This is a genomic window from Roseomonas sp. FDAARGOS_362, from assembly GCF_002754815.1.
Classification (GTDB): domain Bacteria; phylum Pseudomonadota; class Alphaproteobacteria; order Acetobacterales; family Acetobacteraceae; genus Roseomonas; species Roseomonas mucosa.
In genome coordinates, this window is record NZ_CP024588.1 from 3039816 (window position 1) to 3061193 (window position 21378).

General features: G+C 70.1%; 18 protein-coding genes. 11 read left to right on the plus strand and 7 right to left on the minus strand.

What is annotated here, in order from left to right:
• The first annotated feature begins 33 nt into the window (after window positions 1–33).
• From CTJ15_RS18495 to glpK, 4 genes are all read left to right on the plus strand, one after another.
• Window positions 34–843: a DeoR/GlpR family DNA-binding transcription regulator gene (locus CTJ15_RS18495; RefSeq protein WP_369923675.1), complete on the plus strand. Its 810-nt coding sequence runs from the start codon at window positions 34–36 to the stop codon at window positions 841–843.
• 180 nt (window positions 844–1023) lie between these two features.
• Window positions 1024–2550 carry a glycerol-3-phosphate dehydrogenase gene (gene glpD / locus CTJ15_RS18500; RefSeq protein WP_058389731.1) on the plus strand — a complete coding sequence of 509 codons (1527 nt, stop codon included), beginning with the start codon at window positions 1024–1026 and terminating at the stop codon, window positions 2548–2550.
• 39 nt (window positions 2551–2589) lie between these two features.
• Complete coding sequence (locus tag CTJ15_RS18505; protein WP_019459238.1) at window positions 2590–3444, plus strand: MIP/aquaporin family protein; 855 nt, start codon at window positions 2590–2592, stop codon at window positions 3442–3444.
• A 63-nt stretch (window positions 3445–3507) separates the two neighbouring features.
• A complete protein-coding gene (gene glpK / locus CTJ15_RS18510; protein ID WP_019459237.1) occupies window positions 3508–5004 on the plus strand; it encodes a glycerol kinase GlpK in 1497 nt (498 codons plus the stop codon).
• 138 nt (window positions 5005–5142) lie between these two features.
• On the opposite strand, the gene CTJ15_RS18515 is transcribed toward glpK, so the two are convergent.
• The 3 genes from CTJ15_RS18515 to CTJ15_RS18525 form a co-directional block, all read right to left on the minus strand.
• A complete protein-coding gene (locus CTJ15_RS18515) occupies window positions 5143–5418 on the minus strand; it encodes a hypothetical protein (protein WP_019459236.1) in 276 nt (91 codons plus the stop codon).
• Window positions 5419–5546: 128 nt separating this feature from the next.
• Complete coding sequence (locus CTJ15_RS18520; protein ID WP_019459235.1) at window positions 5547–7139, minus strand: ABC transporter substrate-binding protein; 1593 nt, start codon at window positions 7137–7139, stop codon at window positions 5547–5549.
• 151 nt (window positions 7140–7290) lie between these two features.
• Window positions 7291–9606 (minus strand): ATP-binding protein, encoded by a 2316-nt coding sequence (locus CTJ15_RS18525; protein ID WP_075822305.1) that lies wholly within the window; start codon window positions 9604–9606, stop codon window positions 7291–7293.
• Window positions 9607–9907: 301 nt separating this feature from the next.
• Here CTJ15_RS18525 and CTJ15_RS18530 point away from each other — a divergent pair, with 301 nt between their 5' ends.
• Window positions 9908–10936, plus strand: a complete 1029-nt coding sequence (locus CTJ15_RS18530; protein WP_075822304.1) for a zinc-binding alcohol dehydrogenase family protein — start codon at window positions 9908–9910, stop codon at window positions 10934–10936.
• A gap of 76 nt (window positions 10937–11012) precedes the next feature.
• Here CTJ15_RS18530 and CTJ15_RS18535 read toward each other — a convergent pair whose 3' ends face one another.
• Genes CTJ15_RS18535 through CTJ15_RS24015 form a run of 4 tightly spaced genes read right to left on the minus strand, consistent with a single transcriptional unit; the run spans window position 11013 to window position 14251 of the window.
• Entirely contained in the window at window positions 11013–11999 is a 987-nt protein-coding gene (locus CTJ15_RS18535; RefSeq protein WP_075822303.1) for an MBL fold metallo-hydrolase, read from the minus strand.
• On the minus strand, window positions 11996–12805 hold the full coding sequence (locus tag CTJ15_RS18540) for an IclR family transcriptional regulator (RefSeq protein ID WP_099781817.1): 810 nt from the start codon (window positions 12803–12805) through the stop codon (window positions 11996–11998). Before CTJ15_RS18540 ends, CTJ15_RS18535 begins: the two co-directional genes overlap by 4 nt.
• On the minus strand, window positions 12805–13950 hold the full coding sequence (locus tag CTJ15_RS18545; protein ID WP_075822924.1) for an FAD-dependent monooxygenase: 1146 nt from the start codon (window positions 13948–13950) through the stop codon (window positions 12805–12807). Before CTJ15_RS18545 ends, CTJ15_RS18540 begins: the two co-directional genes overlap by 1 nt.
• 46 nt (window positions 13951–13996) lie before the next feature.
• The gene (locus tag CTJ15_RS24015; RefSeq protein ID WP_126281915.1) at window positions 13997–14251 is read right to left on the minus strand and encodes a hypothetical protein; all 255 of its coding nucleotides are present in this window, start codon (window positions 14249–14251) and stop codon (window positions 13997–13999) included.
• A gap of 51 nt (window positions 14252–14302) precedes the next feature.
• Between CTJ15_RS24015 and CTJ15_RS18550 the strand changes: the two genes are divergently transcribed.
• The 6 genes from CTJ15_RS18550 to CTJ15_RS18575 all read left to right on the plus strand — a co-directional run bounded on the left by CTJ15_RS18550 (window position 14303) and on the right by CTJ15_RS18575 (window position 21305).
• Window positions 14303–15958, plus strand: coding sequence for a peptide ABC transporter substrate-binding protein (locus tag CTJ15_RS18550; protein WP_075822925.1), 1656 nt, complete (start codon window positions 14303–14305; stop codon window positions 15956–15958).
• 32 nt (window positions 15959–15990) lie between these two features.
• The gene (locus tag CTJ15_RS18555) at window positions 15991–16941 is read left to right on the plus strand and encodes an ABC transporter permease (protein ID WP_075822926.1); all 951 of its coding nucleotides are present in this window, start codon (window positions 15991–15993) and stop codon (window positions 16939–16941) included.
• A gap of 11 nt (window positions 16942–16952) precedes the next feature.
• Window positions 16953–17843, plus strand: coding sequence for an ABC transporter permease (locus tag CTJ15_RS18560; RefSeq protein WP_075822927.1), 891 nt, complete (start codon window positions 16953–16955; stop codon window positions 17841–17843).
• Window positions 17844–17905: 62 nt separating this feature from the next.
• A complete protein-coding gene (locus tag CTJ15_RS18565) occupies window positions 17906–18928 on the plus strand; it encodes an ABC transporter ATP-binding protein (protein WP_099781818.1) in 1023 nt (340 codons plus the stop codon).
• Window positions 18922–19935, plus strand: coding sequence for an ABC transporter ATP-binding protein (locus CTJ15_RS18570; protein WP_369924198.1), 1014 nt, complete (start codon window positions 18922–18924; stop codon window positions 19933–19935). Before CTJ15_RS18565 ends, CTJ15_RS18570 begins: the two co-directional genes overlap by 7 nt.
• A 41-nt stretch (window positions 19936–19976) precedes the next feature.
• A complete protein-coding gene (locus CTJ15_RS18575; RefSeq protein ID WP_019459224.1) occupies window positions 19977–21305 on the plus strand; it encodes an FAD-binding oxidoreductase in 1329 nt (442 codons plus the stop codon).
• The last annotated feature ends 73 nt before the right edge of the window (window positions 21306–21378 follow it).

Here is a 21378-nt window from a genome sequence, read left to right on the forward strand (position 1 = left end):
CCGAGGGGCGGGGAAGGGTTTCGGGAGATGGCATTGGCAGGCAGCAAGGCGGCGTCGCGCCACCAGCGGATCCTCGCTTTGATCGGGCAGCGTGGCTACGTGTCCAACGAGGAGCTGGCGCGGGAATTCGACGTCACCGTGCAGACGGTGCGGCGCGACGTGAACGCGCTGGCGGAGGAAGGCCGGGTTGCCCGCCACCATGGCGGCGCGGGGCTGGCTTCCTCCACCGAGAACATCGCCTATGCCGAGCGGCAGGTGCTGAACCCGCAGGCCAAGGAGGCCATCGCCCGGCAGGCGGCAGCGGAGATCCCCGACCGTTCCTCCCTCTTCGTCAATATCGGCACCACCACCGAGGCGCTGGCCCGGGCCTTGCTGGGGCACCGGGAGCTGCGTGTCATCACCAACAACCTGAACGTGGCGGCGCTGCTGTCCAGCCGCACCGACTTTTCCGTCGTGGTCACCGGCGGCACGGTCCGCAACCGCGACGGCGGCATCGTCGGCCAGACGGTGAGCGACATGATCGCCGAGTTCCGGGTGGATTTCGGCATCCTCGGCATCAGCGGCATCGACGAGGACGGGACGCTGCTGGATTTCGACCATGACGAGATCCGCGCCGCCCGCGCCATCCTGCGCCATTCGCGGCAGAGCTTCCTGCTGGCCGACCACACCAAGTTCGCCCGGCGCCCGATGGTGCGGCTCGGCTCCATCACCGAGGTCTCCGCCCTCTTCACCGACCAGCCGCCGCCACGCCCCATCCAGGCACTGCTGCGGGAACACGGTGTCGCCTGCCATGTGGCGGGCCGCGCCCCGGCGGCAGAGGCGAAGCCGGCACCGGGCCGGTAAGGCGCCGCGCTGCGTGGTGGCCCGCCGGGGGAGAGGCGGCGCCTTGCCTCAACGGCGGCACGGCCCCGTCCAGCACTTTAATTTTCGCTTGCGAACATTTTTTCTTCGCTTATCTTCCTTTTGCGGGGCACAGGGCCTCGCACGGCCTTCGCGGAGGCGGCAGGGAGAGGAGCGGGGAACTTGGCCAGCCAGGCGGATTATGACCTTCTCGTCGTCGGTGGCGGCATCAACGGCGCCGGTATCGCCCGCGACGCGGCCGGGCGAGGGCTGAAGGTCCTGCTGGTCGAGCAGGACGACTTCGCGCGCCACACTTCCTCCGCCAGCACGAAGCTGATCCATGGCGGGCTGCGCTATCTCGAATACTACGAGTTCCGCCTGGTGCGGGAGGCGCTGATCGAGCGCGAGCGCCTGCTGGCCGCGGCGCCGCACATCATCTGGCCGCTGCGCTTCGTGCTGCCGCACCGGAACGACGTCCGCCCGGCCTGGATGGTCCGGCTGGGCCTGTTCCTTTACGACCATCTGGGTGGCCGCAAGCGCCTGCCGGGTTCGGAAGGTGTTCGTTTCCGAACCTCGCCGCTCGGTTCCGCGCTCAAGCCCGGGGTGGAACGCGGCTTCGTCTATTCCGACTGTTGGGTGCAGGACAGCCGCCTCGTCGTGCTGAACGCCCGCGACGCGGCGGAGAAGGGGGCGGAACTGCACACCCGCACCCGCTTCCTCGGCGCGCAGCGCGAAGGTGGCATCTGGCGCGCGGAGATCGAGGACCTGCGCGGCGGCGGACGGCGTCCGGTCACGGCCCGCATCCTGGTCAACGCCGCCGGCCCCTGGGTGAGCGAGCTGCTGACCCGCCGCCTCAAGATCAACGACGCGGACAAGGTCCGGCTGGTCAAAGGCAGCCACATCGTGGTGCCGCGCCTCTACGAGGGCGACCACTGCTACATCCTGCAGAATCCCGATCGCCGCATCGTCTTCGCCATCCCCTACGAGGGCGATTTCACGCTGGTCGGCACCACGGACGTGCCCTGGAACGAGGCGCCCGGCCCGGTCTCGATCAGCGCGGAGGAAACGCGGTATCTCTGCGACACGGTCAACCGCTACTTCAAGCGGGAGGTCGCCCCGGACGACGTGGTCTGGAGCTATGCCGGCATGCGGCCGCTCTATGACGACGCCGCGAAGAACGCATCGGCGGTCACGCGCGACTATGTGCTGAAGGTGGACGCGCCGGAGGGAGAAGCGCCACTGCTCTCCGTCTTCGGCGGCAAGATCACCACCTATCGCAAGCTGGCGGAACATGCGCTGGAAAAGCTGGAGCCGCACCTGCCAGGGCTGAAGCCCGCCTGGACGGCGGCCGCGCCCCTGCCCGGCGGCGACATGCCGGATGCGGATTTCGACCGCTTCCTGGCCGGGCTGCGGCAACGCTTTCCCTTCCTGCCGGAAGCCCTGGCCTATCGCCTTGCCCGTGCCTATGGCACGCGCGCCGACCGGCTGCTGGGCAAGGCACGCGGCATGGAGGATCTGGGCGAGGATTTCGGCGCCGGCCTGACGCAGGCCGAGGTCGATTACCTGATCCATGAGGAATGGGCGGTGACGGCGGAGGACATCCTCTGGCGCCGCTCCAAGCTCGGCCTGCACGTGCCAGCCGGCACGGCCGGGCGGCTGGAAGACTATCTCGCGCGGCAGAAGCAGTCGCAGGAGATCGCCGCCGGCTGAGCGTGCAATGCGTCTCGCAAGACGTGGGGAGAAACATCCATGAACGAGAAGCGGCAATTTCTCGGGGAACTTGTCTCCGAAGCCGTGGCCGTCGCCATCATCATCACCTTCGGCTGCTCCGTGGCGGCCATGTACGTGCTCTACGACCCCAGCCCCTATAAGCTCGCCTATTGGGGCGTCTGCATCACCTGGGGCCTCGGCGTGACCGTGGCCATCTATGTGACCGGGGCGGTCTCCGGCACCCATGCCAACCCGGCCGTGACCCTTGCCCTGGCCCTCTATCGGGGTTTCCCCTGGCGCAAGGTCCTGCCCTTCTGGGTGGCGCAGGTGCTGGGCGGCATGGTAGGCGCCGCGATCGTGCTGAGCCTCTATGGCCCGGTCATCGACCACTTCAACGCCACCCAGGGCCTGACCCGCGAGGCGGGCGGCGCAGCCGGCGTCTTCTTCACCGCGCCCGGCCTGGCGGTGACGCCGATGCACGCGCTCTGGAACGAGATCGTCCTGACCGCGCTGCTGCTCTTCGGCATCTTCGCCATCACCGAGGAATTCAACACCATGGCGCCGCAGGCCAATTTCGGCGCGCTGGTCATCGGCCTCCTCGTCGCGATCATCGGTGCCTCGGCCGGCTATCTGGAGGCCTGGGCGCTGAACCCGGCCCGCGACTTCGGACCGCGTCTCTTCGCCTATTTCACGGGGTGGGGACCGGCCGCCCTGCCGGCGGCGCAGAACTACTGGTGGGTGCCGATCGTGGGACCGCTGATCGGCGGTGTCGTGGGCGGCGGAGCCTACCAGTGCCTGATCCGGCCCTTCCTGCCCTCGCGCCGCCAGCAGCCCCAGGCCGCGCCATTGCGGGAGGCACCCGACCTCTCGATCCGCCAGATCGGCGCCGACTGACCCCCTCCCGACCGATCCCCCCGACCGGCCAACGAACACCACAGAACGTCCCAAGGAACATCCATGAGCCAAGCCCGCTACGTCCTGTCCATCGACCAGGGCACGACCTCGACCCGCTGCATCGTCTTCGACGACAAGGCCCAGCAGATCTCCCTGGCGCGGCGGGAATTCGCCCAGCACTACCCGGATGACGGCTGGGTCGAGCACGACCCGGAGGATATCTGGCGCGACGTGGTGGACACGGTGCGGGAGGCGCTCGGCGAGGCCGGGCTCACGGACGGGACCGGGGTGGCCGCGATCGGCATCACCAACCAACGCGAAACGGTGGTGCTGTGGGAGCGGGAGACCGGCAAGCCCGTGTACCGCGCCATCGTCTGGCAGGACCGCCGCACGGCAGCCCTCTGCGCGAAGCTGAAGCAGGAAGGGGCGGAAGATCTGGTGCGCGCCCGCACCGGCCTGCTGCTGGACCCCTATTTTTCCGCCACCAAGCTGGCCTGGCTGCTGGACAACCTCCCGGACGTGCGGGAGCGGGCGGAGCGCGGCGAACTCGCCTTCGGCACGATCGACAGCTTCCTCCTCTGGCGCCTGACCGGCGGCAAGGTGCATGCGACGGATGCCACCAATGCCTCGCGCACCCTGCTGTTCGACATCCACCGGCAGGTCTGGGACGAGGACCTGCTGAAGCTGTTCCGCATTCCCGCCGCGGTCCTGCCGGAGGTGCGGGACAACAGCACCGTCTTCGGCGAGAGCGATCCCGCGCTCTTCGGCCGCGCCATTCCCATCGCCGGCATGGCGGGGGACCAGCAGGCGGCGGTGATCGGTCAGGCCTGCTTCGCGCCGGGCATGGCCAAGTCCACCTACGGCACCGGCTGCTTCATGCTGCTGAACACCGGCGAGAAGCCGGTCTCCTCGGACAACCGCATGCTGACCACCGTGGCCTATCGCCTCGGCGGCAGGACGGTCTATGCCGAGGAAGGGGCGATCTTCGTCGCCGGCGCCGCGATCAAATGGCTGCGCGACGGCGTGGGGGTGATCACCCATGCCTCGCAGACCGACGACATGGCCACCCGGGTTCCGGACAGCCACGGCGTCTACATGGTGCCGGCCTTCGTGGGCCTGGGCGCGCCGCACTGGGATCCGGAGGCACGCGCCCTGATCTGCGGCCTGACCTTCAGCGCGACGGCGGCGCATCTGGCGCGGGCGGCGCTGGAATCCGTGGCCTTCCAGACGCTCGACCTCGCCGAGGCGATGCAGCGGGATGGCGCCGGACAACTGAAGACCATCCGGATCGATGGCGGTATGTCGGCGAATGACTGGTTCTGCCAGTTCCTGGCCGACATGCTGCAGGCCGAGGTGGAGCGCCCCGCCTGCCTGGAGACCACCTCCATGGGGGCTGCCTTCCTGGCCGGCCTCGCAGTCGGTGTCTGGAAGGACCTGGACGAGGTCGCCGCCACCTGGAAGCGGGGGGCTGTCTTCGAGCCGCGCATGGATGGGGAGCAGCGGGCCCGCATGATCGCGGGGTGGAAGGATGCCCTGAAGCGCACCCTTCCGGCGAAATAGGGCGCCCCCACCCCCTCACCCGGGGGAGAAGTTTGTGGATAACGGGGATATTGACTGTGGAGTCCCACGCACAGGCTGCGTGATCCCTGCCACAGGACTCATGGACCCACTCATGGCCTCGTCCCGGGAGTGGCAGGCTCAGCCGGAGCTGCCATTCCCGCCCTTGTCGTCCTGCTGCTTCTGGTCCTGCTTCTCGGCGGCATGGCGGCGATGGACGCCCACGGCGCATCCCGCCGCGGCCCCCGCCACCGCATGGCCCTTGCCGACGAAATGACCCGCCACCGCGCCCACCGCGCCGTCCTTGACGCAGCCGCCCTCCTTGGCCGAGGCCGGGGTGCTCAGTGACGGTGCGGCCAGCAGGCCGAGCCCCAGCAGTGGAACCGCGAGGGCGGAGAGGGTGATACGACGACGCATGCAGCGATCCTCCGAAGCTCTTTGCCTGGAAGCAACGCCGCATGGGGCGGGCGGGGTGGTGGCCGCCGGATGAAGCCTGCGACATCCGCCGCCGGAGGGGCCTCCCTCCGGCGGCTGCAGCGGGGCGGTCAGGCCCAGCGGATGTCGTAGAACTGCGGCAGCCCGCTGCGCATGCCCGTCAGCTTCGCGCTGAACACGGTCTGCGGGTAGTAGGCGCCGAGCGGCAGATAGGTCGGCTCCCGCATGAAATCGGCCTGGATCTCGCGGCAGATGCGCTTCTGCTCGGCCTCGTTCGGCGCGTCGAACCACTGCTGGCGCAGTTCCTCCAGCTTCGGCGCGTTGGGCCAGCCGAACCAGGCCTTGTCGCCGTTGCCGCGCAGGCCGAGATGGCTCGCCGGATCGAAGTTGTTGGTGCCGGTCAGGTTGGTGATGAAGGCGTTCCAGCCGCCCTGGGCGGGCGGGTCCTTCTTCGCGCGGCGCTGCACCACCGTGCCCCAGTCCGTCGACTGGAGGTCCAGCTTCATGCCCGCGCGGCGCAGCAGGTCGGCGACCACGAGGCCCGCCGCGTTCTGGTCCGGGTAGTCGGTCGCCACCAGCAGCGCCACGGCCTCGCCCTTGTAGCCGGCGGCGGCGAGGTCGCGCTTCACCTTGTCCATGTCGCGCGGGCTGGTGAGGACCTCCATTCCCGCGTCGTTGGCGAAGGGCGTGCCGGGGCTGAAGACGCCGACATCGTCCTTCCACATGCTGCGATCCTCCCCGGCGATGGCCATCATCACGTCGGTCTGGCTTACCCCGCCCAGCAGGGCGCGGCGGATCGCGGGATTGTCGAAGGGCGGGTGCAGCGTGTTGAAGCGCATGATGGCCATGTTGCCGGAGGGGTCCAGCATCGAGCTCTTCAGGCTGCGGTTGCCCTTCAGCAGCGGCATCAGGTCCGCCGTGGGCTGCTGCCACCAGTCGGCCTCGCCATTCATCATGGCATTGGCGGCGGTGGAGGCATCGGGGATGACCCGCCACTCGATCCGGTCGAAATGCGCACGCTTCGGCCCGGCGGTGAAGCTCGGCGTGCCGCCGGCACGCGGCACATAGCCATCGAAGCGCTCATAGACCGCGAGCGAGCCCGCGACATGCTCGCTCGCCTTGTAGCGGAAGGGGCCGCTACCGACCATCTCGTCCACGCGGACGAAGGGATCGGTCTTCGCCAGCCGTTCCGGCATGATCGCTGGCATCGAGGTGCCGGTCTTGCCCAGGGCGTTCGGCAGCAGCGGGAAGGGCTTCTTCAGCCGGAAGCGGAAGCGCCGGTCGTCGATCACCGAGAGATCGTCCGTCGCGGCCATCAGCGCGGCGGCGAAGGCATCGCGCGCGGCGATGCGGCGGATGCTGGTCACCGCATCGATGGCGCGTACCGGCTCCCCGTCGTGGAACCTCATCCCCTCGCGCAGCGTCAGGGTCCAGAGCCGGCCGTCATTCTCGACGACATGCCCCTCCACCATCTGCGGCTGCATCGCATAGCTCTCGTCCTGGCCGTAGAGCGTGTCGAAGACGAGGTAGCCGTGGTTGCGGGTGACGGTGGCGGTGGTCCACATCGGGTCCAGCACCGTCGCGTCGCTTTCGGGGATGAAGCGCAGCAACTTGTTTTCCGCGCCCAAGCCGAGTCGCGGCGCGGACAGCGCCCCGAAGGCGCCCAGCGCGGCGGTGGCGGAAAGGAACTGGCGTCGCTGCATGGCAAGGGAACTCCCGTTTTCCCGGAGCGCCCGTCAGGGGAATGGCATTTCCCCCTTGGGCGCGGCGGCGCCATGCTTCCCCTCCCGCCACGCAGGCCGCAAGGGGAATGCACGGTTCATGGCCCCGGCAGCCTCCTTGCGGGAAAGGAGGCTAGGGGCTGGCCGGCCGCTGCTTGGCCAGGACATAGCGGATCTTGCGGGCCAGGGCCTCCCGCGTATAGGGCTTGGACAGGAGCTCGACCCCCGGGTCCAGCCGGCCGCCATGGACAATGCCGTTCTCGGTGTAGCCGGAGGTGAAGAGCACGGCGATGCCGGGCAGCCTTTCCCGCGCCTTGCGCGCCAGTTCGGGGCTGCGCAGCGTCCCGGGCATGACGACGTCGGTGAAGAGCAGGTCCACGGCGACCCCGCTCTCGATCACGGTCAGGGCGCTGGCCGCGTCGCGCGCCGTCAGCACCTGGTAGCCCAGCTCATTCAGCATCTCGACCGCCGTGGCCCGGACGCTGTCGTCGTCCTCGACCACCAGCACGGTCTCGCAGCCCCCGGCGACGGGGCCGCTTTCCAGCGACACCGGCCGGTCCTCGCCCTGGTGCGCGCGGGGCAGGTAGAGCCGGACGACGGTGCCCTGGCCCGGCTCGCTGTAGATCTTCACGTGGCCGCCCGACTGCTTGACGAAGCCATGCACCATGGAGAGGCCGAGCCCGCTGCCCTTGCCGTCCGGCTTGGTGGAGAAGAAGGGCTCGAAGGCCTGCCGCACCACCTCCGGGGGCATGCCGCTGCCCGTATCGGTCACGGCGAGGAGCGCATACTGCCCGGGCGTGACGTCCGCGTGCAGGCGGGCATAGTCGGCATCGAGCATCGCGTTGCCGGCCTCGATGGTGATGCGGCCGCAGCCCGCCATTGCGTCCCGGGCATTGATGGCAAGGTTGAGCAGCGCGTTCTCGAGCTGCGTCGGGTCTATCAGGGTGTTCCACAGGCCGCCGGACACGACCGTCTCGATCTCGATCGCATCGCCCAGGCTGCGGCGCAGCATGTCCTCCATGCCGGCGATCAGCCGGCCGAGATTGACCACCTTCGGCTCCAGCGGCTGGCGCCGCCCGAAGGCGAGGAGCTGGGCGGCGAGCTTGGCGCCGCGCTGCACCCCGGCCATGGCGTTGGCGAGGCGGCGTTCCGCCTTCTCCCGCCCCGCGACATCCGTCGCCAGAAGCTGCAGGTTGCCCGAGACCACCTGGAGGAGGTTGTTGAAGTCGTGCGCCACCCCGCCGGTGAGCTTGCCGATCGCCTCCATCTTCTGCGCCTGCTGCAAGGCGAGCTCGGCCTGGCGGCGCTCGGCGATCTCGGTGACGACGCGCGCCTCCAGCGTCTCGTTGAGCTGCCGCAGCTGCTCCTCGGCTTCGCGCCGCTGCGCGATCTCGCGCTCCGCGGCCTGTAGCAGCCGGGCGTTGTCGATGGCCACCGCCGCCTGCCCGGCCAGGCTCACCAGGCTGGTCTCGCTGGCGGCGTCGAAGCGGCCGGGTTCGCGATGGCCGAAGAGCAGGGCGCCGATCGGTGCGCCGGTGCGGGAGCGGACCGGCACGGCGAGGTGGCTGCGCACCGGCAGGTGGCCCGGCGGCATGCCGGCATGCGACGCGTCGGGGCCATAGCGCGGGTCACGGGTCACGTCGTCGGAGCGGATCACCGTCCGGCCCGCGAAGTCCGGCGAGAAGAGAGGGGTGGCGCGCGGCATGGGGAAGCTGGCGAAGGCCGCGGCATCGGCCCCCGACAGGGCGTAGAGGCGGTAGTCCTGCCCCGTCTCGTCCTCGGCATTGTAGAAGAAGGCACCGAACTCCGCGCCGGTCAGCGAGATGCCCGCATCGACCGCGAGCTGGGTGAGGCGACCGACATCGAGCTCGCTGGTGATGGCGATCCCGGCGCGGTTCACCGTCGCCAGGGTTTCGGTCTGCTGCTGGAGCGCCTTCAGCGCCGCCTGTTCGCGCTGCCGGCCCAGGACCTGGTCGGTCACCTCCATGGCCGCGCAGACCAGGCCGGCGATCTGGCCGCTCTCGTCGCGCAGCGGGGTGTAGGAGAAGGTGAACCAGGTTTCCTCGCGCCGGCCCTGGCGCAGCATCGGGATCGGCAGCTCGCGGTAATACTGGGCGTCGCCCGAGAGGGTGCGGTCCACGATGGGGCCGAACTGCGGCCAGATATCGGCCCAGACGTCGGCAAAGGGCCGGCCGAGCGCCCAGGGATGCCGCTCCGCGAAGATCGGCGTATAGGCATCGTTGTAGAGAAAGGCGAGATCCGGCCCCCAGGCGACGAACTTCGGCTGGCGGGAGTTGAACACCATCTCGGCGATGGTCCGCAGGGAAGCCGGCCAGTCGGTGACCGGCCCCAGCCCGCTGGCCTCGAAACCCGGCTCCCGGACCAGCGCGCCGGTATCGCCGCCGCCGAACGGCCAAGGGTCTGCCTCTGTGGTGATCCTGCTCAGCATCGCTACTCGGTTCTGCGGCGGCCAGCCCCGGTCCGGCGCCGGGAAAGGCGAAGGACAGGACTCCTCCGGTACGGAAAGGGGTCAGGAAAACCCATGATGCCACTCCGGCGGCCCCTTCGCCAGACAGGTGCCGACAAGGCAACGAACAGGGGTGCCGGAGCGGCTGGAGGGTGGGATATTGCAGGACGGGGCCGGCCATGCAGCTTTCGCCCGTCTTGCCGGTTCCTCCGCCATGATGGGGTGCGGGGCGCCAGGGCCTGGTCCGGCCCCCTCCGCGCCCGCCTGCCAGAGGAGAGCTGCCATGAAGGCCGTCGGCTATCGCAGGAACCTGCCCGTCGCCCATGATGAATCCCTGATCGACCTGGATCTGCCCGTGCCGGAACCCGGACCGCACGACCTGCGCGTCGCGGTGAAGGCGGTCTCGGTCAATCCGGTGGACACCAAGCAGCGTGCCCGCGCGACGCCGCCCGAGGGCGGGGTCCAGGTGCTGGGCTACGACGCCGCCGGGGTGGTGGAGGCGGTCGGCGCCGGGGTCACGCTGTTCCGGCCGGGCGACGAGGTCTTCTATGCCGGCAGCATCGACCGCCCCGGCACGGACAGCGAGTTCCACCTGGTGGACGAGCGGATCGCCGGCCGCAAGCCGGCCAGCCTGTCCTTCACCGAGGCGGCCGCCCTGCCGCTGACCGCCATCACCGCCTGGGAGCTGCTCTTCGACCGCCTGGGCGTGCCCTATGGCGCCCTGACCGGCGGGCCCATGGCGGGCGGCGGAACGCTGCTGGTCATCAACGGCGCCGGGGGCGTGGGGTCCATCCTGACGCAACTCGCCCGCCGCCTGACCGGGCTGACCGTGGTGGCCACGGCCTCCCGCCCCGCCACCATCGAATGGTGCCGGAAGATGGGCGCGCATCACGTGATCGACCATCACCGCCCGCTGGACGAGGCGTTGCGCGAGGCGGGAATCGAACAGGCGGAGTATGTCGCCAGCCTTTCCGCCTCCGACCGGCACCAGGCCGCCGTGGCGAAGCTGATCGCGCCCCAGGGCAAGGTGGCGCTGATCGACGACCCGAAGAGCTACGACATCATGCCGTTCAAGCGGAAATGCGTCTCGGTCCACTGGGAGTTCATGTTCGCGCGCCCGGTCTTCCGGACGGCGGACATGATCGCCCAGCACCGGCTGCTGAACGCGGTCTCGGCGCTGGTGGACGAGGGCTTCCTGCGCAGCACGCTGCACGAGGAGGCGGGCACCATCAACGCCGCCAACCTGCGCCGCGTCCACGCCACGCTGGAAAGCGGGCGGGCCATCGGCAAGACGGTGCTGACGGGGTTCTGAGGGAAAGGGATTTCCCTCCGGAGAGTGGAACCGGCGGGCAGGGCGCCCGAGGCGGCGGTGCTCCGGGCGGGCTGCCTCAGCCCGCCTCGCGCTGCATGACCGAGACGGCATCCCGGCCGATCCCGAAGGCGGTCAGGTCGGACGCGATCATCAACGGGCCATCATAGCCGGTGCGGATGGCGGACTGGAGATCGGCCAGCGTCGCATTCCCGTTCAGCCCGACATGGTAGAGCGCAGCCAGGCGCGGCTTCGCCTCGCGGAAGGCGCGCGCCGCGTCGTCCGGCGAGGCGAGGTGGCTGTAGACCGCGCGATAGGCCGGGTCGCCCGCCAGCAGCGCTTCCGGGATCAGCGTGACGGGGTGGAGGAAGAGATCCGCACCCCGTCCCTGGCGCACGACCTCCTGGCTGTAGCGCGTGTCGCCGGCCAGGACCACGACGCGGCCGCGGTACTCGATGCGGTAGCCATAGGACGGCCTGACCATCTCGCCATGGTCGTTGTCGAAGGCAAGGACACGCAGCCCGTCCTGTTCGTGGACAAGGCCCGGCGCCACGTCACGGGCATCGATGCGGATGCCTTCCTCCGGATTGTGCTCGTCCGCGAGACGCGTGCCGATATCGGCGGCATAGGCCGCGCGGAGGCCCTTCGCCATCGTCTCGGTGCCCGGCGGTCCGTAGAGCAGGAGCGGCGCCGCGCGGCGGCCATAGGGCGGCCGCAGCCAACCGGTCAGCCAGAGATCCGGCAGGCCCGCCGTATGGTCGGAATGGTGGTGGGTCAGGAAATGCGCGTCGATGCTGCCCAGCGGGATGCGCAGTTGCCAGAGCCGGATCGTGCAGCCGCGCCCGAAGTCGAAAAGCAGGCGCCGGTGGCCGCATTCCACCAGCGTGGCATTGCCGAAGCGCTGGGCGGAAGGCATGGGCGTGCCGGAGCCGAGCACGGTGACACGGAACAGATCCTCCGTCACGGGCGCCGCCTCCGGCGCTCCCATGGCTTTCCCGCCTTGTGCCGTGACGAGGCCGCCGGCCATGCCGGCGAGAAGCAGCTTCCGACGTCGCACGATGCTCATGCCTCCTTCGGTCCGCGATCGTTGCGGGCGCCCATCAGCCGCGAGAGTTCCGCCGCCGCGCCCTTCACCCGCCGCTCCACCTCCGCGCGGAACGGTGCCGGGCCGAACTGCGCGGCGGGCCCGGCCAGGCTGAGGGCGGCGAGGGGCCTGCCTTCCTGCCCCAGCACCGGGGCGGCGCAGGAATCCACGCCGGGCTCATAGGCGGAGAAGCTCCAGGCGCAGCCGCGCACCGCGTCCTCGGCCAGCACGGCGTCCAGGGCCGCGTGCGTGGCCGGGGAGTGCGGCGTGGCGGTGGGCAGCGGGCCGGGGCCGAGGCGTGCCCGTCTTTCCGCCGGCGGCAGCGGCGCGAGCAGCACGCGGCCCGGCGTGGTCAGGTGCGCCGGCACGCGGCTGCCGATGCGGATATGGCTGACCAGCGGCGTGTCCGGCATCTCGCGGGCGAGGTAGAGCGCCTCGCCGCCGCTGAGCACGACGAGATAGGAGGAGAGGCCGGTTTCCGCCGCCAGCCGCGCCAGCACCGGCCGCGCCAGGGAAACCAGGTCGCGCGAGGCCAGGGCGGAGGCGGCGAGGCCCAGAAAGCGCAGGCCCAGGCGGTACTCGCCGCCCGGGGCCCGTTCCAGCACGCCCTCGTATTCCAGCGTGTCCAGCAGCCGGGCCAGCGTGGCACGGTTGATGCCGGTGCGCCGTGCGGCCTCGCTGAGATTCGCGGTTGGGCCGCCCTCCGCGATGTATTCCATCAGCCGGACGGCACGCTGCACCGGGGAGATCAGGTGCCCCGGTGCTTCCTCCGGCATCTCGGCCGGCATCAGGCCGCCGCCGCGGGCGGTGTGTCGAGCGGCACGTTCCAGGCGTCGTAGCCATAGACCCAGTCGGCATTGCCGCCGGCGCGCAGCCAGGCATTGCCGCGGGATGCCACCTGGATCTCGGCGGTGCGCGCCAGGCGCGCCCGCTCGTAGCGACGCAGGGCGGCGGGGATGTCGGCCATGCCTTCGTGCAGGCAGCGGGCCAGCACCACGGCATCCTCCACCGCCATGCCGGCGCCCTGCGCCATGAAGGGCATCATCGGGTGGCAGGCATCGCCGAGCAGCGTGACGCGGCCACGCGACCAGGACGGGAGCGGGTCGCGTTCGTAGAGCGCGGTCTTCAGCACGCTGTCGCAGGCCGCCAGCAGCGCCCGCGCCTCGGGGTGGTAGCCGGCATATTCAGCGCGCAGCTCCTCGACGCTGCCGGGCGTGGTCCAGGATTCCTCGCGCCAGCTTTCCTGCGGCGTGGTGGCGAAGATGAAGGTCTCCCGCCCCGCGCTGATCGGGAAGGTGACGATCTGGCTCGCGGCATTCGGCCCCCACCACTTGGTGAAGCGGTCGAGCCCCGGCAGGTCCAGCCTTTCCCGCGGGATCACGGCGCGATAGGCGACCACGCCGGTGAAGCGCGGCTGCTCCTCCCCGAACAGGGCGGCGCGCACCACGGAATGGATGCCGTCCGCGCCCACCAGCGCCGCGACGGTGGCCCGCGTGCCGTCGGCGAAGGCGAGATGCACGCCCGCCGCGTCCTGCGCGATCCTGGTGGCCCGTTGGCCGAGGCGGATGCACTCGGCGGGCAGCGCCTCCTCCAGCGCGCGCAGCAGGTCGGCGCGGTGCAGGGTGAGCTGCGGGGCGCCGTATTTCGCCTCCGCCTCGCCGGACATGGCCAGGACCGAGGTTTCCGTGCCCGTGTCCCAGTCGCGGCTGACGCGGTGCGTGGGGCGGGCGCCATGCTCGCGCAGGGCCGCGCCGATGCCGAGCCCGTCCAGGGCGCGCACGGCGTTGGGCGTCAGGTTGATGTCGGCGCCGACGCGGGAGAACCGGCGCGCCTGCTCGAAGACCAGGACCTCGCGCCCGGCGCGGTGCAGCGCGATGGCGGCAGCGAGGCCGCCGATGCCGCCGCCGATGATGCCGATGGGGGAACCGGGCATGTCCGCTCCTGTCCGGGATAAGACGGCTTGTCTTGGCCGCCGTTGTTCATATTTGAATGAATAGATCAGATATGTTCATCATGAGCGGCGCCGGGTCAAGCCTGTTTTCGTTTTGTGCATCTGCTAACAACATTGGCGGGTTGAGCGGAAAACGGGCGGAAAGCTTCCGGCGCATACCCCGGTTGAACGGAATTGCAGCGTGCGGCCGGATTGACAGGCCGGCGACACCACGCCCAAGCTCCACCCCAACAACGCCGGCCGGGATTTCCTGCCTCAGGAACCACGGGAAAAGGGCGGCCAAGCTTTCGGGAGCCTGACCAGTCGCCGGCGAAGCAACGGATGGGGATCCGTCATGTCTCGCTCGCGCGAAAACAGCCTCGGCCTGCCGCGCCGCCTCCTTCTCGGGGCGGGTGCCGCACTGCCTTTCGCCGTGACCGGCGCGCGGGCGCAGAACGTCCCGCCGCCGCCGCCCGCGCCACGTGGGCAGGTGGTGGTCGGCCTGTCGCAGGAACCCACCGTCTTCAACCCGCTGATGCCCGCCATCGAGGTGGACCAGGGCGTCTGGTGGAACCTCTTCGACCCGCTCTGGGGCGTCGATCCCGACGGCAACCTGACGCCGGCCCTGGCAAAGGAGGTGCCCTCGGTCGAGAATGGCGGCATCTCCAGGGATGGGCTGTCCTGGACGATCAGGCTGAAGGAGGGCGTCACCTGGCATGACGGCACGCCCTTCACCGCCGAGGACGTGAAGTTCACCATCGACCTTCTGAACAACCCGGCCTTCCGGGCCAGGACGCGACTGGGCGCCAATCTCGTCCGCGACATCACGATCAAGGGGCCGCACGAGATCTCCTGGCGCATGGAGAAGGCGTATTCGCCCTATCTCTCCCTGCTGGCCTGGACCTTCATCGTGCCGAAGCACCTGCTGGCCTCGGCTTCCGATCCCAACACCGCACCCTTCAGCAACGCGCCGGTCGGCACCGGCCCCTTCCGCTGGGGCGAACGCGTGCCGGGCGACCACCTGACCCTGTTGGCCAACACCAGGTACCATGGCACGGGCCCGTATCTGGAGCGGCTGGTCTTCAAGTACATCCCGGACCTGACGGTGCTCTACACCCAGTTCCGAACCGGGCAGATCGACCATGCCGGCACCCAGGGCATCCTCGCCAACTTCTACGAGGAGGCGAAGAAGCTGAAGGGCCTCGTGCTCTCGGTGAATCCCAGCCAACAGGTGGAGGCGATCGCGCCGAACCTGGAATTCCCCGCGCTGGCCGACAAGGCGGTGCGGCAGGCGCTGTATCACGGCATCAACAAGCAGGCGATTACCGACATCGTCTATTACGGTCTGCCGAAGCCTACGGAATCCTTCTATCCGCGCCAGTCCTGGGCCTACAACGCGGACCTGCCGGCGCATCGCTACGATCCCGCGGCCGCCAACAGGATCCTCGACGAGGCGGGCTGGAAGCGCGGCGCGCGCGGCATCCGCGAGAAGAACGGCGTACGGCTGGAGTTCAACTCCTCCACCACCGCCGGCAACCCGCTGCGCGAGCAGGTGCAGCAGCTCCTGGCACAGGACTGGCAGAATATCGGCGCCTCGATGAAGATCGCCAACATGCCGGCGGCGGTGATCTGGGGCGAGTTCTTCACCATGTCGAAGTACCAGTCGGTGCTGGTCTCCGCCACCTACCAGACTGGCAACGACCCGGACTGCGCCTATCGCTTCAGCAGCAAGGCCATCCCTGCCAAGGGCGGCGCCGGCTCCAACACCATGCAGTATTCCAACCCGGAGGTGGACCGGCTGCTGGAGGAAGCCACGGCGACCTTCGACCGCGAGGAACGCCGCGCCGCCTACCAGAAGGTGCAGGTCCTGGTGCGCGACGACCTGGCGATCCTGCCGATCTACCAGCCCGCGCCGGTGGAAGGACTCAAGGAGGGGCTGGTCGGCTACAAGCCGAACATCAACGTGCAGTCCAACTGCTGGAACATCGCGACCTGGTACTGGGCTCGCTGAGCGGTGGGGGCTGAGACGGGGCGCGGCGCCCGATGAGGCGCTACCTCACCCTTCGCCTGCTGCAGTCGCTGGTCCTGCTGCTGCTGGTCTCGATGATCGGCTTCGCCATCCTGCACCTGGCGCCCGGCGGGCCGATGTCGCAGTTCATGGCGGGCGGCGAGATGTCGCCGGAGGACATCGCCCGCGTCGAGCGCCAGCTCGGCCTCGACCGGCCCCTGCCGGTGCAGTACCTGGAATGGCTGGGGCGGATGCTGGTGGGCGACTGGGGCCGTTCCTACCGCGACCAGCAGCCGGTGCTCGCCGTGATCGGCTCGCATCTCGGCGCGACGCTGGAGCTGATGGTCACCTCCACCCTGATCGCCATGGTGCTGGGCTGCTGGCTCGGCGTGCTGAGCGCGATCCGGCGCTACTCCTTCTTCGACATGCTGGTGACGGTGGGCTCCATGGTGGCGCTCTCCATCCCGACCTTCTGGTTCGGGCTGGTGGTGATCTTCATCTTCTCGGTGCATCTCGACATCCTGCCGGCGGGCAACCGCTACACGATGGGCGACGGCTCCTTCCTGGATCAGCTGCACCACCTGATCGCGCCCTCCCTGGTGCTGGCCCTGGTCTCCACCGCGATCTGGAGCCGCTACATGCGCTCCTCCATGATCGACGTGCTGCACCAGGACTTCGTGCGCACCGCCCGGGCCAAGGGCATCCCGGAGCGGCGCATCCTGCTGCACCACACGGTGCGCAACGCGCTGCTGCCGATGATCACCGTGGCCGGGCTGCAGCTTCCGAACCTGCTGGGCGGGGCCCTGGTGACAGAGACGGTCTTCACCTGGCCGGGCATGGGGCGGCTCTTCCTCGATTCCATCAGCTACCGCGACTATCCGGTGGTGATGGGCATCCTGATGTTCACCGCGGTGCTGGTGCTGCTGGGCAGCCTGATGGCGGACCTGCTCTATGGCGTGGCCGATCCGCGCCTGCGGCTGAAATAGGCGGCTGCGCCATGCCCAGCGATGCCACGATTGCCCCCCTGGCCGCCGCCCCGGCCCGCCGCGCCGGCAACCCGGCGCTGCGCCGCTTCCTGCGGCACCGGCTGGCGCTGTTCGGCGCCGTCACCATCCTCGTCCTGGTGCTGCTCTGCGCCTTCGGGCCGCATCTGCTGCCCTATGACGACCTGTATATCGACCTGCGCGCCCGCTTCGCGCCGCCCTTCGCCGGGCCGCATGTCCTGGGCACCGACCAGCTCGGCCGCGACACGCTGGCGCGGCTGCTGATGGCGGGGCGCATCTCGCTCGCCGTCGGCTTCGCCGCCATGGCGCTGTCGATGCTGATCGGCATCAGCGTGGGCCTCGTCGCAGGCTTCTATGGCGGGGTGGTGGGGGCGGTGCTGATGCGCTTCGTCGATGCGATGCTCTGCTTTCCCAGCATCTTCCTGCTGCTGGCCCTGGCGGCCTTCGTGCAGCCGGATGTGGTGAGCATCATCGTCCTGATCGCGCTGACCGCCTGGATGGAAGTGGCGCGCATCGTGGAGGCACAGATCCGCGCGCTGCGGGAGCGCGACTTCGCCGTGGCGGCGGAGGCGAGCGGCGCGGGCGACACGCGGATCATGCTGCGGGAGCTTCTGCCCAACGCGCTGGCGCCGATCGTGGTCTCGGCCACGCTGAACGTGGCGCACGCGATCCTGGCGGAATCCTACATCAGCTTCCTCGGCTACGGTATCCAGCCGCCGACGCCGAGCTGGGGCAACATGCTCGACAACGCGCAGACCTATCTCGGCAGCGCCCCATGGCTCGCCATCATCCCCGGAGCGGTGATCGCGCTGACGGTGACCTGCTTCAACTTCCTGGGCGACGGGCTGCGCGATGCGCTGGACCCGCGGGCGGCGGGGCGGTGACCCGATCCGCCACCCTTCCCGCGCCGGAGACCGGCGCGGCGGCAGGCCCGGCGCCGGGAGCCATGCCGGCGGAGAACGTGCTGGAGGTGCGCGGGCTGAACGTCCGCTTCGGCGCGCTGCCGGCAGTGCAGGACGTATCCTTCGAGGTGCGCCGGGGTGAGACCCTGGCCCTGGTCGGCGAGTCCGGCTCGGGCAAGAGCGTCACCAGCCTGGCCCTGCTGCGCCTGACGCCGCCCGCCCCCGCCTGCCGGGTGGAGGGGCAGGTGCTGCTGCGCCGGAAGGACGGCAACACGGTGGATCTCCTCGCCCTGCGGGAGGAGGAGATGCGCGCGATGCGCACCGCGAAGGTCGCCATGGTCTTCCAGGAGCCGATGACCTCCTTCAACCCGGTGCACACGATCGGCGCGCAGATCGCGGAGGCGATCCGCTTCCATGAGGGGGTCGGCCGGCGCGCCGCCGAAGGGCGGGCGGCGGAGCTGCTGGACCTCGTCGGCATCCCCGATCCGAAGCGGCGCCTGTCCGCCTATCCGCACCAGCTTTCCGGCGGCATGCGGCAGCGGGCGATGATCGCCATGGCGCTGTCCTGCGGGCCGGAGCTGCTGATCGCCGACGAGCCGACCACGGCGCTGGACGTCACCATCCAGGCGCAGATCCTGGAACTCCTCGCCCGGCTGCAGAAGCAGACCGGCATGGCGATGATCTTCATCACCCACAATCTCGGCGTGGTGGCGGAGATCGCCGACCGGGTGATGGTGATGTATGCGGGCCGGGTGGTGGAGCAGGCGGAACTGCTGCCGCTCTTCCGGAGCCCACGCATGCCCTATACCGCCGGGCTGATGCGCTCCGTGCCGCGCCTCGACCTCGCGGGGCAGCGGCGCGAGCCGCTCTTCGCCATTCCCGGGCAGGTGCCGGACCCGCGCCACCCGCCGCCGGGCTGCGCCTTCGCCCCGCGCTGCGCGCATCACCGGCCCGACCCCTGCGACAGCGCGGTGCCGCCCCTGGAAGAGACCGGCGGCGGGCATCTCAGCCGCTGCTTCCGCTGGCGCGAGCTGTCCGGCGCCCTCGCGGCGCAGGGGGTATCGTGAGCGACGTGGCAGCACCTTCCGCGCCGGTGCTGGAGGTGCGGGGCCTCCACAAGCATTTCCCCGTGGGCGGAGGGCTCTTCGGCCGGGGACGGCAGCAGCTCCGCGCCATCGACGGGCTCTCCTTCTCGATCCACCCGGGAGAGATCCTGAGCCTCGTCGGCGAATCCGGCTCGGGCAAGAGCACGGTGGGCCGCACCGCGCTGCGCCTGCTGGAGCCCACCGAGGGCAGCATCCGCTTCAAGGGCGAGGACATCACCAACCTGTCGCGCGCCCGGCTGCGCCCGCTGCGGCGGCAGATGCAGCTGGTCTTCCAGGACCCCTATGCCTCGCTGAACCCGCGCATGACGGTGGAGCGGATCGTCGCCTCGCCGCTGGAGATCCACGGCATCGGCGAGACCCCGGCCGACCGCATGGAGAAGGTGGAGGAGGCGCTGCGCCTCGTCGGCCTGCTGCCGCAGCACGCGCAGCGCTATCCGCACGAGTTCTCCGGCGGACAGCGGCAGCGCGTCGGCCTGGCGCGCGCGCTGGTGACGCGGCCGGACTTCATCGTGGCGGACGAGCCGGTGAGCGCGCTCGACGTCTCCATCCAGGCGCAGGTGGTGAACCTGATGCTGGAGCTGCGCGACCGGCTGGGCCTGACCATGCTGGTCATCGCGCATGACCTCGCCGTGGTGGGACACATGTCCGACCGCGTGGCGGTGATGTATCTCGGCCGGCTGGTGGAGATCGCGGAAACACGTTCGCTCTTCGCCGCGCCGCGCCATCCCTATACCGAGGCGCTGCTTTCCGCCGCCCCGAACCCGGACCCGACGCGCCGCCGCAAGCGCATCGTGCTGACGGGCGACGTGCCGAGTCCGCTCGACCCGCCTTCCGGCTGTTCCTTCCGCACCCGCTGCCCCTATGCCCTCCCGGCCTGCGCGGCGGACCGGCCGCCGCTGCGCGCGGTCGCGCCCGGCCACCTCACCGCCTGCATCCGCGACGACCTCGACCTGCAGGCCGCCGGCTGAAGGCTTCCGCCCGTCTCTTCTGACCCAGGACAACACCGCTCATGTCGCCGCCCGTCGATCAAGTCCAGAGTGACCCGAAGCTGCCGGAAGCCGCCGATGTGGTGGTGATCGGCGGCGGCATCGCCGGCGTCTCGGCGGCCTGGCACCTTGCCGGGAAGGGGCATTCGGTCGCGCTGATCGAGAAGGGCGTGATCGCGGGCGAGCAGTCCAGCCGCAACTGGGGCTGGTGCCGGCAACAGAACCGCGACGAGCGCGAGCTGCCGCTGATCAAGTACAGCCTGGAGCTCTGGGGCCGGCTGAGCGAGGAGATCGGCGCCGATGTCAGCTTCCGCCGCACCGGGCTGGTCTACACCACGGACAAGCAGTCAGACCTGGACGAATGGGAGGAGTGGTCGAACCTCGCCCGCGAATACCAGGTGCACAGCCGGATGCTCACCGCCGAGGAAGCGAACGCGCTGACGCCGGGCTGCACGAAGAAGTGGATCGGCGGCGTGCATTCGCCCACCGACGGCCGTGCCGAGCCTTCCAAGGCGGCACCCGCCTTGGCCGAGGCGGCGCGGCGGCGGGGCGTCACCATCCACCAGGGCTGCGCCGCACGCGGGCTGGAGACCCAGGGCGGCCGCGTCTCGGCGGTGGTGACGGAAAAGGGCACGATCCGCACCCAGGCCGTGCTCCTCGCCGGCGGCGCCTGGTCCTCGATGTTCTGCCGTAGCCTGGGCATCGACCTGCCGCAGGCCGGGGCGCGCTCCACCGCCTTCTCCACCACCGAGGCGCCGGAAGTGACCGCGGGCGGGCTCTCCACCCCGGGCTTCGTCATCCGGCGGCGGCTGGATGGTGGCTACACCGTCTCCATCCGCGGGCGCGGGCTGGTGGAGCTGACGCCGCAGGGGCTGCGCTACGCCCGCAAGTTCTGGCCGGCCTTCCTCAAGCGGCGCGCGGGCGGCGTGAAGATCAGTGTCGGCCGCTCCTTTCTCGAAGGACCGGAGGCGCTGGGCCGCTGGAGCGCGGACAAGCCCACCCCCTTCGAGCGTATCCGCGTCTTCGACCCCGCGCCCGATACCGGCACGGTGGACGAGGCGCTGAAGCAGCTCGTGGAAGCCTATCCGGCCCTGGCCGGCATCCGCATGAAGAACGCCTGGGGCGGCTGGATCGACTTCATGCCCGATGCGGTGCCGGTGATCTCCCCGGTGGAGAAGCTGCCGGGGCTGACCCTCTCCACCGGCTTCAGCGGCCATGGCTTCGGCATCGGCCCGGGGGCCGGAAGGCTGGCTGCGGATCTGGTGGCGGGCGATGCGCCGATCGTCGATCCGACGCCCTTCCGCTATGTCCGCCTGATCGACGGCTCGCCCCTGCCGCCAGGGCCGATGTAACGCTCCTCGCCCGTCATGGGGGCGCCGTGGTTGGGGGCAAGGCGCCGCCTCGCCCCCAAACCCCCACTCCGCC